Here is a 13,026-nt window from a genome sequence, read left to right on the forward strand (position 1 = left end):
AGGAAAACATTTGGCGAAAAAAAATTAGAGATGGGTATACGGGGCAGATCGCTGAAGAGGGCATAATTGTCCACCCAAGAGACACATCAGTCAAGATTGTCGAGAGTTGCTGGATTCACAACCCACTATCTAAGGTCAGCATCGCCGAAGTATTCGAGTCGGAGGGAAACCTGAAATACTTCGTTGAAGAGGAACCCTTAGACTTTAGGGAGAGACAAGCGTATAGGAAGTTAGTCTCAATCATCAGTCGAGAGCTGAGACCGCCAGAAGCAATCTCAACGGATGCGCAAACTTATGTGTCTCAGGAAGCAAGCAGGGTTGCAAGAAAGTACCGAAGTTCGCTTGGAAAGTTTAGTGAATGAGTCTTGGAGAAATATCTTCTACTATGTTGTCCTCGATTTAGCGGGCTATGGTAGTCTTCACTCGATAATGATGGACCCAAATCTTGAGGACATTTCATGCAATGGGCTAAATAAGCCCATTTATGTTTGGCATAGAAAGTATGAGAGCATACCAACGAATATTGAATATGTCGATGAATATGCGTACAATAACTTCATTATTAAGTTGGCCCACCTTTCAGGAAAGCACATCTCAAGCTCCTATCCAATGCTTGACGCAATGCTACCTGAGAAGCATGGGCTTGCCGCTACATTTATAACGCAAGCCTGAACCAGGAGACAAGCAAAAGTATTACACGTTAACTCATGTTCTAAAATTTAGACATACCTCCTCGTCTTTTGTTCTAATCCATAGAATTAAGAGATTCACATTTCCATATCACTGATAAGGGAACCATATGAAAAGCCGTCGAATCCTTTCCAGATGGTCAACTCTTCTATCACTAACGATTTTTATAGTCTCGCCATCCCTCACTCTTTTTTGCTTTCTCAACCCCCCAAATTTCTTAACTTATCCCAGCAGTATAGAACTTAAGAAGTTCTCATCATACATGGAACTTAAAATGTTTCTTAATAGCACCGCTAACTATCCATCATACTACTTAGAGCGACAACTAAGCATCTTTTCCGTAGGTTACTCCGCAAAAAGCACGCTTGATTATTCGAGAACAAATGTTCAGGTTGAAGGCATTGATGAAGCGGACATTGTAAAATGTGATGGGTCTTACATTTACATAGTTCGCGACAATCACATCCTAATTGTGAGGGGCTATCCGCCGGAGACAGCGCACTTTCTTGCGAATATAACAGTTAACGGAACGATTGTTGGCATCTTTATAAATAATGACCGGCTAGTAGTCCTTGAATCAAATTATGAAAAGTTCAGCAGCCGGGCATCTGAAAAAATTGGCTTTCTCGACGTACCGTTTACTCACATATTGATCTATGATGTGGCGGATAGAGAAAGACCGTCTCTTGTCAAGAAGATCTCATGTGATGGCTCATACTTTGCTTCCAGAATGATTGGGGACTACATGTACCTGATTACTTCAAGAGGAGCCTATAGAATAGGGGAAGATGTGCCCCTGCCAACGGTAATTAAAGACGGTGAATTAGAGGAGATTGATGCGAGAGACATATATTATGTTGACGTGGCAGATTACTCCTATCAGTTTGTAACAGTGCTCTCCGTGAACATAAAGAATGAATCCATCAGTCCATCGCATCAAACATTATTGGTGGGCTATAGTAGCGGTATCTATGTGTCGCTGAACAATATCTACTTGGCGACCTCTCATTACATCCCTAAGTCTTACGCGATGGTAACCGAAGTCTACCGTATCAAAATTGATGGTGAATTGATTCTGCCCGAAGCAAATGGGAATGTTCTGGGCAGAATTCTTAATCAGTTTTCGATGGACGAGTATGGCGGATTCTTCAGAATTGCCACGACAACGGGCGATGTATGGAACGGTATTTCAGGCAACAATGTGTATGTCCTTGATATGAACCTTACAATTATTGGGAGACTAGAGAATCTTGCAATCGGAGAGACCATATACTCTGCAAGGTTTATGGGCGATAAATGCTACCTAGTAACATTTAAGAAGGTAGACCCGCTCTTCGTGATCAGCCTTGAAGACCCGGCTAATCCAAGGATTCTCGGTCAGCTCAAGATCCCAGGCTATTCAAATTACCTTCATCCGTATGGACAGACCCTACTGATCGGCATCGGAAAAGAGACAGAGGATGCTGAGCAAGGCGATTTCGCATGGTACCAGGGCGTAAAGATCTCATTATTTGACATAAGTGACGTTGAGAACCCGCTTGAAATTGCAAAATATGAGATAGGTCATAGAGGAACCGAATCGCCCGTTCTCCACGACCACAAAGCCCTACTATTCGATGCGGATCGGCAACTCTTAGTTATCCCAATCTTGCTTGCTGAGGTCGATGAAAAGAAATTTCCAAGCGGCGTCCCACCATATGTTTATGGGGATTATACATGGCAGGGCGTCTATGTATTCACAACAACAGAGAATAATGTTGTAGTGAGGGGAAGAATCACGCATTTAGAGAACAACCAAGGATATTTAGATGGCGATCGCTTGCTTGCTTCCCGATTTTCAGTTGAGAGGGCAATTTACATCGAGAATTTCCTGTACACAATATCAAAAGGAATGATCAAAATAAATAGTCTAGATAATCTAGAAGATGTCAACAGGATCTATTTGCCTTAACTTGGCTAATTATCTTCAAAATCTCTTCCACAATGACCTCAGGCGGAGTCTCCAGGCTGCTACAATAAACATTTCTAAGAAGACCCTTCTCGGCATAGTACCTTATTAGCGGCTCGGTCTTCTGCCGGTACACGTTCAATCTCTCCTGTATTACATCAGGTTTGTCATCATCCCTCTGATACAGCTCGCCGCCGCATTTGTCGCATACGCCTTCTCTTTTCGGTTTCAATGTCAAAAGGTTATATATCTCGCCGCAACCCCTACAAACAACACGGTTCGACAGGCGCTTAATTATTATCCAGTCTGGAACATTCAAATTAAGCACCAAATCGATCCTTGAAATCTTTTCGAGCGCCTCTGCTTGAGCAAGAGTTCTTGGAAAACCGTCAAGTATGAAGCCCCTCTCCACGTCAGGCTTCTTTAACCTATCCTCAAGCATCTTTAACATAATTGCGTCTGGTATAAGCTCACCCCTGTCACTGTAACCTTTGATCAACTTCCCAATCTCGGTTTTCGCGCTAATCTCCTCCCTCACCATGTCTCCTGTTGATATATGCGGAACCCCGAGAATTCCAGTCAGTCTTGAAGCATATGTCCCCTTCCCGGATCCAGGAGGACCCAACATCACTATTCTCATCTAATCTCACCCTTACTTAGCTTTCTCCATAAATATTGTATCTTAAATATCTTTACAGGAAGGCGGAAAGTCTTATGGTAGGCTTTCATCGCTCACTACCTGATTTCTACACTTCCAACTTTGGGAGAAAAATAAAATCATAGAAATGGGCATACAGGTAATAATTAACTACGTAGCAACCAGTCTGGGGGAAAGTCAAAATGGATAAGATTATCCAGATAAACACAACTTTTTCAAGACGCGAGGATGCAATTAGGGCTGCTAAGCTGCTAGTTGAGAAGAGTCTCGCCGGATGCGTCCAGATCGTTGGACCTATCGTGAGCATTTATCGATGGAAGGGAGAGGTAGAGACTGAGGAAGAATGGTTATGCCTAATCAAGAGCACAGAGACTCTATTCAAACATGTAGAGGAAGCCATAAAAAGTGTCCATCCATACGAAGTTCCTGAAATTGTCGCCATCCCAATAATTAGTGGGAGCAAAGAATATCTCGATTGGCTACACGGGTCGCTTGAAAAAGAGAGAAGTAATAATAAATAAGATATTCATTAGCGGTCTATTAGATGAACACTAGAATCCATGATTCAACTAAAGGACTTCTGCGTTAGCCAATATTTTTTCATTAATCTCAACACCGAGCCCCGGTTCATCCGGCACTTCCATGTAACCGTCAACTATGGGCACAGGATTTTTAAGCAGTTTATCGCCTACGCGATGGTCAATATTATATATTTTTGGTAGTATCGGCAGCATGGTGTGGAAGCAACAAAGTGTAGTGTTGCAATGGTGCCTAGGGGTTGGGTTTGATGGGGCGTGCATACGCAGCCAAAGGCCTCGGCTAGAGCTGCAATCTTCTTACATGCCGAGAAGCCCCAGCCTTAATCAGATCAGGCTGAACAATGTCAACCGCTTCCTTTTCAAGCATTTCTTTGAATCTGTAGATGCTCCAGTCCTGTTCACCCCCGGCTACTGGAACATCTAAGGCCTTAGCCACCTTCGCTGTTGAATCAATGTCGTAGTAAGGGCAGGGTTCTTCGAAGTGAAATATATCATATTTTTCCATCTTCCTTCCCAGCTGGATTGCTTTGGGCGCCGCGAAGCCTCCATTAGCATCGACCATTATCTCGATCTCATCACCTAGTTTTTCCCGGACCTCCCTAACAACAGATTCGCTTCGGCCCGGCGCGGCATCTTTATCAAAGCCGAAGGGGTTGCCGACCTTAACCTTAACGGCTTTAAATCCTTTCTCCTCAACCACCCTCATCAGCCTCTCTGCTTCTTCCTCAGGCGTTGTATCTCTCCTCATACTGGAAGCATACATGGGGATTTTTTACGGTACGCGCCACCTAGAAGCTTATAGACAGGTACGCCGAGGGCCTTGCCGATTATGTCCCAAAGAGCTATCTCTATGCCGCTAATAGCAATGGCCTGACTTTGACCTGCGATCTTATAGGTTTTTATGAAAATCCGCTCCATGAGAGATTCTATATCGAATGGGTCACAGCCCATTATAAACGGAACTAGAGAATGTCTGACGTGAGCCGCTATAACCTGAGTATTCATTGTGCTGCATTCGCCCCATCCGGCGATCCCCGCATCGGCATCTACGCGTAGAAGTAAGCTATTCGGTTTAACCAGATAACATCTAACATCAAAACTATTTTTAAGCAAAACACCCACTTAAACCTTGGTCATCTCAGCACATATAATTTGTGTCTAGCGGCTGAGAGATATTTGCCGCCAAAACTCTTCAGAAAAAGAAGCGAATGTAAAAGTTTGTTTTTGGCGCCGGGGGTGGGATTTGAACCCACGCGACCCAGATGGGTCACAGGCTAGCCAGTTTTTCTCTCCAGGCTTGAGCTCCTATGTTCTCGAGGTCTGCTCCCTACCTGACTTCCCGCATTGTTAGCTCTAGGAGACCCCGGCTTGCAATGCCTACTTTAGATTCTACGATCTCCGAAGTTTTTATTCTTTCCGTAATGAACGAAGCTAGGCAAGCTCTTATTCGCCTTTTGTTTTTGAACGCCAAAGTTTTGGATAGGTACCTCTAGGCATTATGACCCTCTCATTCTTTGCGGCTATTCCATGATCCATCTTCATGATTTCTTCACTGCTTGCCACAGCCGTGCCCAACGCTACTACCTCACCTTTCAAAGTAAAAATGGCAACTTTGCTTCCGGATAGTATGCCGTCCTCTAATGAGACAATACCCGGGGCCGCTAAATGTGCACCGTGGCATAAAGCGTCGACCGCCGAGTCTCTCACGATTATCTTAGGCAGGAGCGCCAAGGCGGTTTCCATAGGTAGTATAAAGCTCCTTAACGCTTTTTCGTCCCCCTCTTCTTTCCACTTGCTATAAAGGTAGTAAACGTCGTGAAGTGTCACGTTATGTTCATCCTCGGTGAAGGGACCGGATCTTGTCCGCCTTAGTTCTAGCATGTGGGCCCCACAGCCCAGCACGTCTCCTATGTCATGGCAGAGTTTACGTATGTATGTTCCGGCCTCGCATCCAACCTTAAATAGGACATTTCTGCCATCAATCTCCAAGGTTTCAATATAGTATATTCTCCTAACTCTAACCCTTCTTTTCACAGAGGCGCGGACAGGAGGCTTCTGAAATATTTTACCCTGGAATTCCTCGAGAACATTTTTCACCCGTTCTTCAGGAATGTCTGAGTGAAGTCTCATCACGCAAACGTATTCTTTTCCAGAGACTAATAGGGCTTGGATTACTTTGGTCGCTTCCTCTAAGGCTATAGGCAGGACGCCAGTCACCTTGGGATATCCTTAGCCTCTAACCATATTAGAGGCTTCTAAGGTCCCGCCGTGACCAGCATGCCTAACAGACAGGATTCGTCTCACCCAAGCTGTCACTTCATGGCTTGATGGACCAGCTGGTTTGTCAAGATTCACTATTCCAAACCTTATGAAGTCCGATGCAGGCCTCTCACAAGGTTTGCATCCATAGTTTGGATCGGTCTCAGCCTCCGACTTAATCAGAGTCTCACGCCTAACCATCCATGGCGCAACAATCTTTGTCATAAACCATCCTCCATGAAAGCAAGTTGTGGAAAAAAAATAAAAACTCAGCCCTATTTTGGGCTAGAATATCCGCTAAGCTTGGCAAGAGCCTCTGTTACTTCTTCGTCCGTTGCACCTCTTTTTATTTCAATCTTCTCTTCCATTGGTCTAAGGTGATTTATGTTCACTCTTCGACGTCTAACCCCAGTTAATGATTTTGGACCAGTTATAAGGGCAAAATTCTTGTCAATTAAGTCAACTATCACGCATTTTTTCCCGGCTTCTCTGCCTCTCAACTTCACGCATATCCTACCGACTTCAATCGCGGGCAAGATAAGAAACCTCCATTCATTTCAAGAAGGGAGACTTCTACATAAATGTTAAGGATTTATCCTTGAGGGCTTCTCCATTAGCTTACGCTTTTCTCCCATAGACCCATCTTTAAGGTGAGGCCTTCTTAGGACATGATCACCCATCTTCTCAATCTCTCTAGCCTCATCAGCCACCCTTGCAGCATACCTCATGATCTCATGAGCCTCGGCAACCATGGGAATATACACATTCGCATCGGTTATCCTAAAACATGCATCCGTCGTGATCTTCGAAACTTGCGCAGCTAATTCGTATGCCGCTTTTGCCTTCGCCCTTGCATAGGGGTTCAAGAACCCAGCGGCTTCGACGGCTGTTTCAGAATCAAGTATGACCCTTGGCATACTCGGTTTCTGTCCAGACCTTAACTGTTTAATCATCTCATCTATAACTTTCACTATCGCATTGACCACGCCAGTTACAGCCAGAACTTTCAGTACATCCGAGTTAAATATCACCATCTCGGCAGGATCAAGAAACTCTCTTCGAGCACCAATCATAGAATCCGCCTCCACAATGATATAACCCATACCATACTCCTCCAATTCTTTTACGAGCTTTTTAGCCGGGCTATCTGATATTATAATAGTTGGAAGCCCAGCGGTTTTGAGCACTTTACGTGCCTCTGAGGGTCCAGGGGTAGTTTGCCCTGGACCTACGAGAATAACCACGTCAGGGCTAATTTTGAGCATGAATTCGGCGGCTTCTCTACATTGGTCCACTCCGAGTTTCGCACCTGCCCCGACAACCCTCACATCAATATCCATCCTATCAGCTCTCTCGTCCAATATGAACTCAAGCAATGGCAAAATGCCTAAGCATCCTACCTTTAGTATGCCGATCTTAACAACATTACCCATTTGATACACCTCTGACTTTTCAAGGCACATACTAAATAGGATAAAATTTACTATGTTCTCTGCACCATCTTCTCGGCAATCTCTTGCGCCTTGATAGCATCCTCAACAGTTATCAGGGGTTTAGCTTTTCCCAATATGCAATCAATAAAGTGGCTGTCAATCTGATAGTGCCCCCAAACTCTCGTGCCTGAAACCGGAATATCCCACTCTCTTCTTTCAGGATCTGATCCATAAAGGATTATCTTGTTGTTCCAAACCGTGTGAAGAACATTTGTATTGTCTCCATATATTTCCAGCCTACTCGTGCTTGCAGACTCCCCAACTGTTGCACCATAATGAAGGGATCCCACAGCTCCCCTAGAAAATCTTATTGCGCCAATTGTATTATAGCCTATGATCCCTCCAAACCTCTCAAGCTTACTATAGTTGCTTACCCATTCTACGTAGACTATTTCATCCTCAAGCATCCACCGTAACATGTCGATCGACCAGACCGAAAGTGTAAAGTCTGGATAACCCCCACTCTTCTCGATATCCCATGCCCAAGAGCCTGGTGGCCATTGCTCTGCTAAAGCTTTGGCTGGAATAAACTCTCTAAAGTGGACAGCGATGGGTTCTCCTATGATTCCATTTTTCAGCATCTCTTTAGCTTTGACGTACACTGGTGCAAACCTGAAATTCAAGACTGGCATTAACAGGACCCCATTCCTCTCCGCTGCTCTCTTCATCTCCCGCACTTGCGAGATCTTAGGCGCAAGTGGCATCTCGCATAGTACATGTTTTCCCTTCTCCACCGCCCTAATAGTAGCCTCATAGTGAAATGGGGTAGGAACTGAAATGACAACTGCATCCACCTTAGGATTATCCAATATCGCATCGTAATCGAGACAGTACGGCACACCATATTTTTCTGATAACGGTTTAACCCTGGACTCCGTTCTCGCGCCTATAACAACCAACTCAGCCCCCGGCATCTTTTTAAACGATGGCACGTGAGCCTGACCGCCAACGAACCCGACACCTACAACGGCAACACCAACACTTCTAAATGCCATAACACTTCATCTCACAAATCTTCCTTAGACAATTAAAGATTCGATTATTTAGGAATTTTCATAGCTCGCGATAACTTTTATCTTCAAAGAACATCTTATTTATGAGACAGGATGGTGTAGTTTGTTGGAACTTGTTGACACCCATTCTCACCTAGAAGAAATCGAGGATCTTGACGCGGCCATAAGAAGGGCGGAGGAGGTTGGCGTTATCGCCATCTTAACTATGGGATCTGATAAAGAGACAAATATGTGGTCTCTTCATGAAGGAGTTAAGCATTGTAATATGAAGCTAAGAATCTATCCATGCATCGGGCTTCATCCACAAAATTTGGAACCGCAAAAGGCAGAATTGGAATTAAAATTCATAGAAGACAATATCAGAAAGGCATACGCGATAGGAGAGATCGGCCTAGATTACTGGCACCCAGACATTCGTAAAAGCTCTGAAGTTACAGAATTCCAGAGACGGATCTTTAGAAGGCTTTTAAAATTATCTAAAGATAATGATAAGCCAGTTTCGATACACAGCAGGGGAGCCTGGGCAGAAGCTTTAGAGATTACAAAAGAAGAAGGTGTGAAGAAGGCTGTCTTCCACTGGTTCAGCGGACCACTCAATGTCCTGAAAAAACTGCTAGACGAGGGCTACTATATCTCAGCTACGCCAGCTGCGGCTTACCGCAAAGCTCATAGGACAGCAATTTCAAAGACACCTTTGGAACAGATTCTATTAGAGACTGACTCTCCTGTTGAATATCTGGGGGAGCCGGCCGAGCCAGCACACATCACTAAAACCCTTTCCGCGGTTGCTGAGATAAAGAATGAGCAGATTACTCGGGTCGCCGAGGTTACAACAGAGAATGCGAAAAAACTTTTCAAGATTCCTTAATTGCCTGATCGAGCTACAAACTTGATGACATTCCCAAGCCAAGGAACATTTAGATGCCTTGCAACCTCGATGCATTTCGCCCGAAGAAGATAAGCAATCGGCTTTGACAATATACGCTCATTCTCAGTCAAACTCTCATAATATCCTTGACCCTTTGCGATAATAAGGTCTGCCTCCATCAAGCTGGTCAGAAATTCTTTAGAGACCATATCTAATTTTAATCCGATATGATCATTTCCCGTCTCAATTACCTCAGCGCATTCGTCTAGGCCAACCTGCATCGCATCCTCAATTGTTGCGTCATTCAATATCGGTCCGCTTTTCACTGCCGCATACACCTTCACAGAATACCGTTCCATAATAGTTTTAATAAAGAATTTATCAAAGACTATCTCGCCCGCATTATCAAGCAAGTAAAGTATTCTGCTTGAAGACTCTAACGCATCCATAATCTTCGGAGTATCATCTATCGCCAGATCACCGTTGAGACAGCTCAGGAGGGAAGATTCAATTGTAGCAGTCGAAACGCTGTAACCTTCAACCTCAAAGTCTATGGCGTTGCCGCAAATGCTTCCTAAAGCTGCCAGCCTAAAGCGTTCCTCATAATTCTTGCATCTGCACCGCTGCTCCAGAACGGGTAAAATTCTCATTGCAGTTTCATTTGACATTTTCTTCAATGGTTTAAATGGGTCCGTATTCCCAGTGATCTTCTGGCATATTTTGAAGACATGGGTGTGGAAGACGGTGGGTTCGCATTCCAATAAGTCACTTTGATTATCGGCCAACCATTTGACCGTCTCAAAAATCACCTTCCGCCTAAGCGCTTCATTATCCGTAGATTTTGACGCTATGTCAAAGGCTGCTCTAACAGTGCAGGGAAAGCAAAGGAGATGCGACTTCATTCTCATCCACCATTCTAATTTAACCGAGACAGCAATAAGGTGGGTAAGGGATTTATAAATGCTAACTTTGCCGCCAAATTACACCGCAAATGTAACATAATATCATACATCTAATCTGCGGGGTGTCAGGCGTTACAAAATCCTCAGCAAATTTTGATGCTGTATAGACTATAGTAACGCTTAAGTATTAGAAAACAGATGAGGGTTAGGCGGCCCAAAAGGTTTAAAAGGAAAAAAATAGAAGTTCTGTAAGTCTTCAGGGAAATATATGCTGAGAACATCCCAAAATGTATATTCATAAAGAAGAGAGTTTAGAATGAGAGCCAAGTGGAAGAAGAAACGGATGCGCCGCGAGAAGAAGAAAAGGGAGAAAAGGCGCGCAAGATACAAATAAAGAAGATTAGCCTAAAACCTCTTGATCAACAATATATAGATTACATCTTAATTTAATGTTGTAGAGTTAATATGTTTTCAACCAAATTCGTAGAGAACATTGCCACCACAATGAGACAAAGGGATCGCATTAGGAACGTAGGAATAATAGCCCATATAGATCATGGCAAGACAACATTAACTGATTCCATGTTATCTGCTGTAGGTCTCCTTCCGAGAAGTGTTGCGGGAGAGGCGAAAGTCCTAGATTATCTAAGGGAGGAGCAGAGAAGAGGGATCACAATAAAGACGGCAAACATCATGCTTCCCTACAGGGGCCATCAAGGATACTATTTGATCAATTTAGTGGACACACCGGGACACGTAGATTTCACTGGAAAAGTGGCTCGCGCATTAAGGATGATTGATGGAGCGGTCGTAGTGGTTGACGCCGTGGAGGGCATAATGGCTCAGACTGAGACCGTGATAAGGCAGGCCCTAAATGAGATGGTTAAACCTATACTTTTCATTAATAAGGTAGATAGATTGATTCTTGAGCTAAAATTTTCCTTGAGAGAAATAGCAGATAGACTTACAACGATTATCAGCGACTTCAACAATTTGATCAGCATCTACTCTGAGCCTGAAATCAAAGATAAATGGAAAGTTAACCCTTCTAAGGGCACTGTCGCTTTCGGGTCGGCCCTCCACAAATGGGGATTAACAATCGAAGAAGCGTATAGGATCGGTGTTAGGTTCAAAGACATATTTAGTGCGTACCGAGATGAAAAGTGGCAAAATCTTGAAGATCTTCTTCCTCTTGGGAATACGATCCTGAGCATGATAACTTCTCAGTTACCAAGCCCGTCTGAAGCACAGAAGTATAGAATTCCAAAGATATGTAAAGGAGACCCTACATCTGATGTCTATACAGCAATGTTAAACTGCGACTCAAATGGACCCTTGGTCATGGCTGTAACCAGTACCTTTTTGGACGAAGGGGACGAAATTATCACTGTAGTCAGAATCTTTTCCGGCAAAATCGTTAGGGGCGGAGAAGTCTACTTAATGAATAGTGAAAAGACATGTCGCGTACGTCAAATTTATATTCTAATGGGTTCGACCAAGGTCCCAGTCGACAGCATCGAAGCTGGAAACATCGCGGCTTTAGGGGGGATTGAAAACGCAAGAGCTGGAGAAACAATTACAGATGCGATGCATAAAAATGAGAAGTGTTATTTTTCAGACTTTCAGCATGTTTCTGAACCAGTGATAACCATTGCGCTAGAGCCAAAAGACCCCAAAAATTTATCACATCTTATCAATTTAATGCAACGCATATGCGTTGAGGACCCTGATCTTTCAGTATCATTTAATGAGGATACAGGGGAGTATTTACTTTCGGGAATTGGAGAACTCCACCTAGAAATCGCTATCAACGCCATCAAAGAGTATGATCCAAGTCTTGAGATAATATCATCTCAACCCATAATTGCTTATAGAGAGACTGTAGGAAAAGTCGGTAAACCTGTCACCGTATTCGACCAAGATTCGGGGGTAATATGTGCCGTTCAAGTTGTACCGTTAGAAAGGGAATATTATGAGAGAGGCTCAGGTAACATTGCTATGGAAATTGTCCATAAAAACGATTTTGAAAGGATTCTTAAAGATGATAGATCGCAGAAATTTCAGTTACCTTCCAGCATCTTGGCTTTTGAAAAGAATAATAACATCTTGATTAACATGACCAAGAAATGCTTTATAGGAGAGGCAATCCAAGAGGAGGTAGTGCTCGGCTTCAAAATGGCATGCCAAGCTGGACCGTTATGTCACGAACCATTAAGATGCATTATTGCTAAATTAGTTGATGCACAACCTGATGGCCTGACAGTTAATACTAAATCCGGGCAAATGGCTCTAGCAATAAAAAGTGCAATCCTAAATTCTATACTGACTGCCAATCCAGTGCTGTTGCAGCCTGTTTGCCGCCTTCAAGTATCTATACCGACAGCAATGCTCGGCAACATAACTCCTATCATAACAAGGAGAGATGGAAAGATCCTTAAAATATTACCAAGAGGTCACCTCTCAATAGTCCATGCACACTTGCCATACGCTCAAACGTTAGGTCTAGCCTCAGAGCTTAGATCAGCCTCTTCTGGGTACGCATTTTGGCAGATCCAATTTGATCATTGGCAGAAGGTTCCAGAGACAATGATGCGTGAGACAATCGAGCAAATTCGAAAACGTAAGGGCTTACCTCCACTTTCATAAGAAAATAAGA

At 43.7% G+C, this 13,026-nt stretch carries 13 protein-coding genes, 1 tRNA gene and 1 pseudogene; 5 read left to right on the forward strand and 10 right to left on the reverse strand.

Features of this window, described 5'->3' with window-relative positions; genetic code table 11:
• Nucleotides 1-354 precede the first annotated feature (354 nt).
• Together NZ952_02520 and NZ952_02525 are read left to right on the forward strand one after the other, a co-directional pair.
• Nucleotides 355-672: a hypothetical protein gene (locus tag NZ952_02520; protein MCS7120064.1), complete on the forward strand. Its 318-nt coding sequence runs from the start codon at nt 355-357 to the stop codon at nt 670-672.
• Between the two features lie 292 nt (nt 673-964).
• Nucleotides 965-2,641, forward strand: coding sequence for a beta-propeller domain-containing protein (locus tag NZ952_02525; GenBank protein ID MCS7120065.1), 1,677 nt, complete (start codon nt 965-967; stop codon nt 2,639-2,641).
• Here NZ952_02525 and NZ952_02530 read toward each other — a convergent pair.
• Entirely contained in the window at nt 2,619-3,278 is a 660-nt protein-coding gene (locus NZ952_02530; protein ID MCS7120066.1) for an adenylate kinase, read from the reverse strand. The two genes, NZ952_02525 and NZ952_02530, sit on opposite strands and share 23 nt — an antisense overlap.
• 200 nt (nt 3,279-3,478) lie before the next feature.
• On the opposite strand from NZ952_02530, the gene NZ952_02535 reads away from it, so the two are divergent.
• Complete coding sequence (locus NZ952_02535) at nt 3,479-3,817, forward strand: divalent-cation tolerance protein CutA (GenBank protein MCS7120067.1); 339 nt, start codon at nt 3,479-3,481, stop codon at nt 3,815-3,817.
• Nucleotides 3,818-3,865: 48 nt separating this feature from the next.
• Here NZ952_02535 and NZ952_02540 read toward each other — a convergent pair whose 3' ends face one another.
• From NZ952_02540 to NZ952_02575, 8 genes and pseudogenes are all read right to left on the reverse strand, one after another.
• Nucleotides 3,866-4,102 (reverse strand): hypothetical protein, encoded by a 237-nt coding sequence (locus tag NZ952_02540; GenBank protein MCS7120068.1) that lies wholly within the window; start codon nt 4,100-4,102, stop codon nt 3,866-3,868.
• Between the two features lie 13 nt (nt 4,103-4,115).
• Nucleotides 4,116-4,583, reverse strand: a complete 468-nt coding sequence (locus NZ952_02545; protein ID MCS7120069.1) for a hypothetical protein — start codon at nt 4,581-4,583, stop codon at nt 4,116-4,118.
• Nucleotides 4,580-4,948: a hypothetical protein gene (locus NZ952_02550; GenBank protein ID MCS7120070.1), complete on the reverse strand. Its 369-nt coding sequence runs from the start codon at nt 4,946-4,948 to the stop codon at nt 4,580-4,582. Before NZ952_02550 ends, NZ952_02545 begins: the two co-directional genes overlap by 4 nt.
• A 112-nt stretch (nt 4,949-5,060) precedes the next feature.
• Nucleotides 5,061-5,203, reverse strand: a tRNA-Ser gene (locus tag NZ952_02555).
• Between the two features lie 75 nt (nt 5,204-5,278).
• Nucleotides 5,279-6,319, reverse strand: a pseudogene (locus tag NZ952_02560) (RNA-guided pseudouridylation complex pseudouridine synthase subunit Cbf5).
• 50 nt (nt 6,320-6,369) lie between these two features.
• Complete coding sequence (locus tag NZ952_02565) at nt 6,370-6,630, reverse strand: 50S ribosomal protein L14e (protein MCS7120071.1); 261 nt, start codon at nt 6,628-6,630, stop codon at nt 6,370-6,372.
• 48 nt (nt 6,631-6,678) lie between these two features.
• Complete coding sequence (locus tag NZ952_02570) at nt 6,679-7,527, reverse strand: F420-dependent methylenetetrahydromethanopterin dehydrogenase (GenBank protein MCS7120072.1); 849 nt, start codon at nt 7,525-7,527, stop codon at nt 6,679-6,681.
• Between the two features lie 50 nt (nt 7,528-7,577).
• The gene (locus NZ952_02575) at nt 7,578-8,582 is read right to left on the reverse strand and encodes a Gfo/Idh/MocA family oxidoreductase (GenBank protein ID MCS7120073.1); all 1,005 of its coding nucleotides are present in this window, start codon (nt 8,580-8,582) and stop codon (nt 7,578-7,580) included.
• Nucleotides 8,583-8,706: 124 nt separating this feature from the next.
• Here NZ952_02575 and NZ952_02580 point away from each other — a divergent pair, with 124 nt between their 5' ends.
• Nucleotides 8,707-9,468 carry a TatD family hydrolase gene (locus NZ952_02580; protein MCS7120074.1) on the forward strand — a complete coding sequence of 254 codons (762 nt, stop codon included), beginning with the start codon at nt 8,707-8,709 and terminating at the stop codon, nt 9,466-9,468.
• Here the strand turns inward: NZ952_02580 and NZ952_02585 are convergent.
• Nucleotides 9,465-10,370 carry an ARMT1-like domain-containing protein gene (locus NZ952_02585; GenBank protein ID MCS7120075.1) on the reverse strand — a complete coding sequence of 302 codons (906 nt, stop codon included), beginning with the start codon at nt 10,368-10,370 and terminating at the stop codon, nt 9,465-9,467. The genes NZ952_02580 and NZ952_02585 overlap by 4 nt on opposite strands.
• Nucleotides 10,371-10,874: 504 nt before the next feature.
• Here NZ952_02585 and NZ952_02590 point away from each other — a divergent pair.
• On the forward strand, nt 10,875-13,016 hold the full coding sequence (locus tag NZ952_02590) for a GTP-binding protein (protein MCS7120076.1): 2,142 nt from the start codon (nt 10,875-10,877) through the stop codon (nt 13,014-13,016).
• Nucleotides 13,017-13,026: the final 10 nt, after the last annotated feature.

The sequence above is a fragment of the Candidatus Bathyarchaeota archaeon genome, from assembly GCA_025059045.1.
Classification (GTDB): domain Archaea; phylum Thermoproteota; class Bathyarchaeia; order Bathyarchaeales; family DTEX01; genus JANXEA01.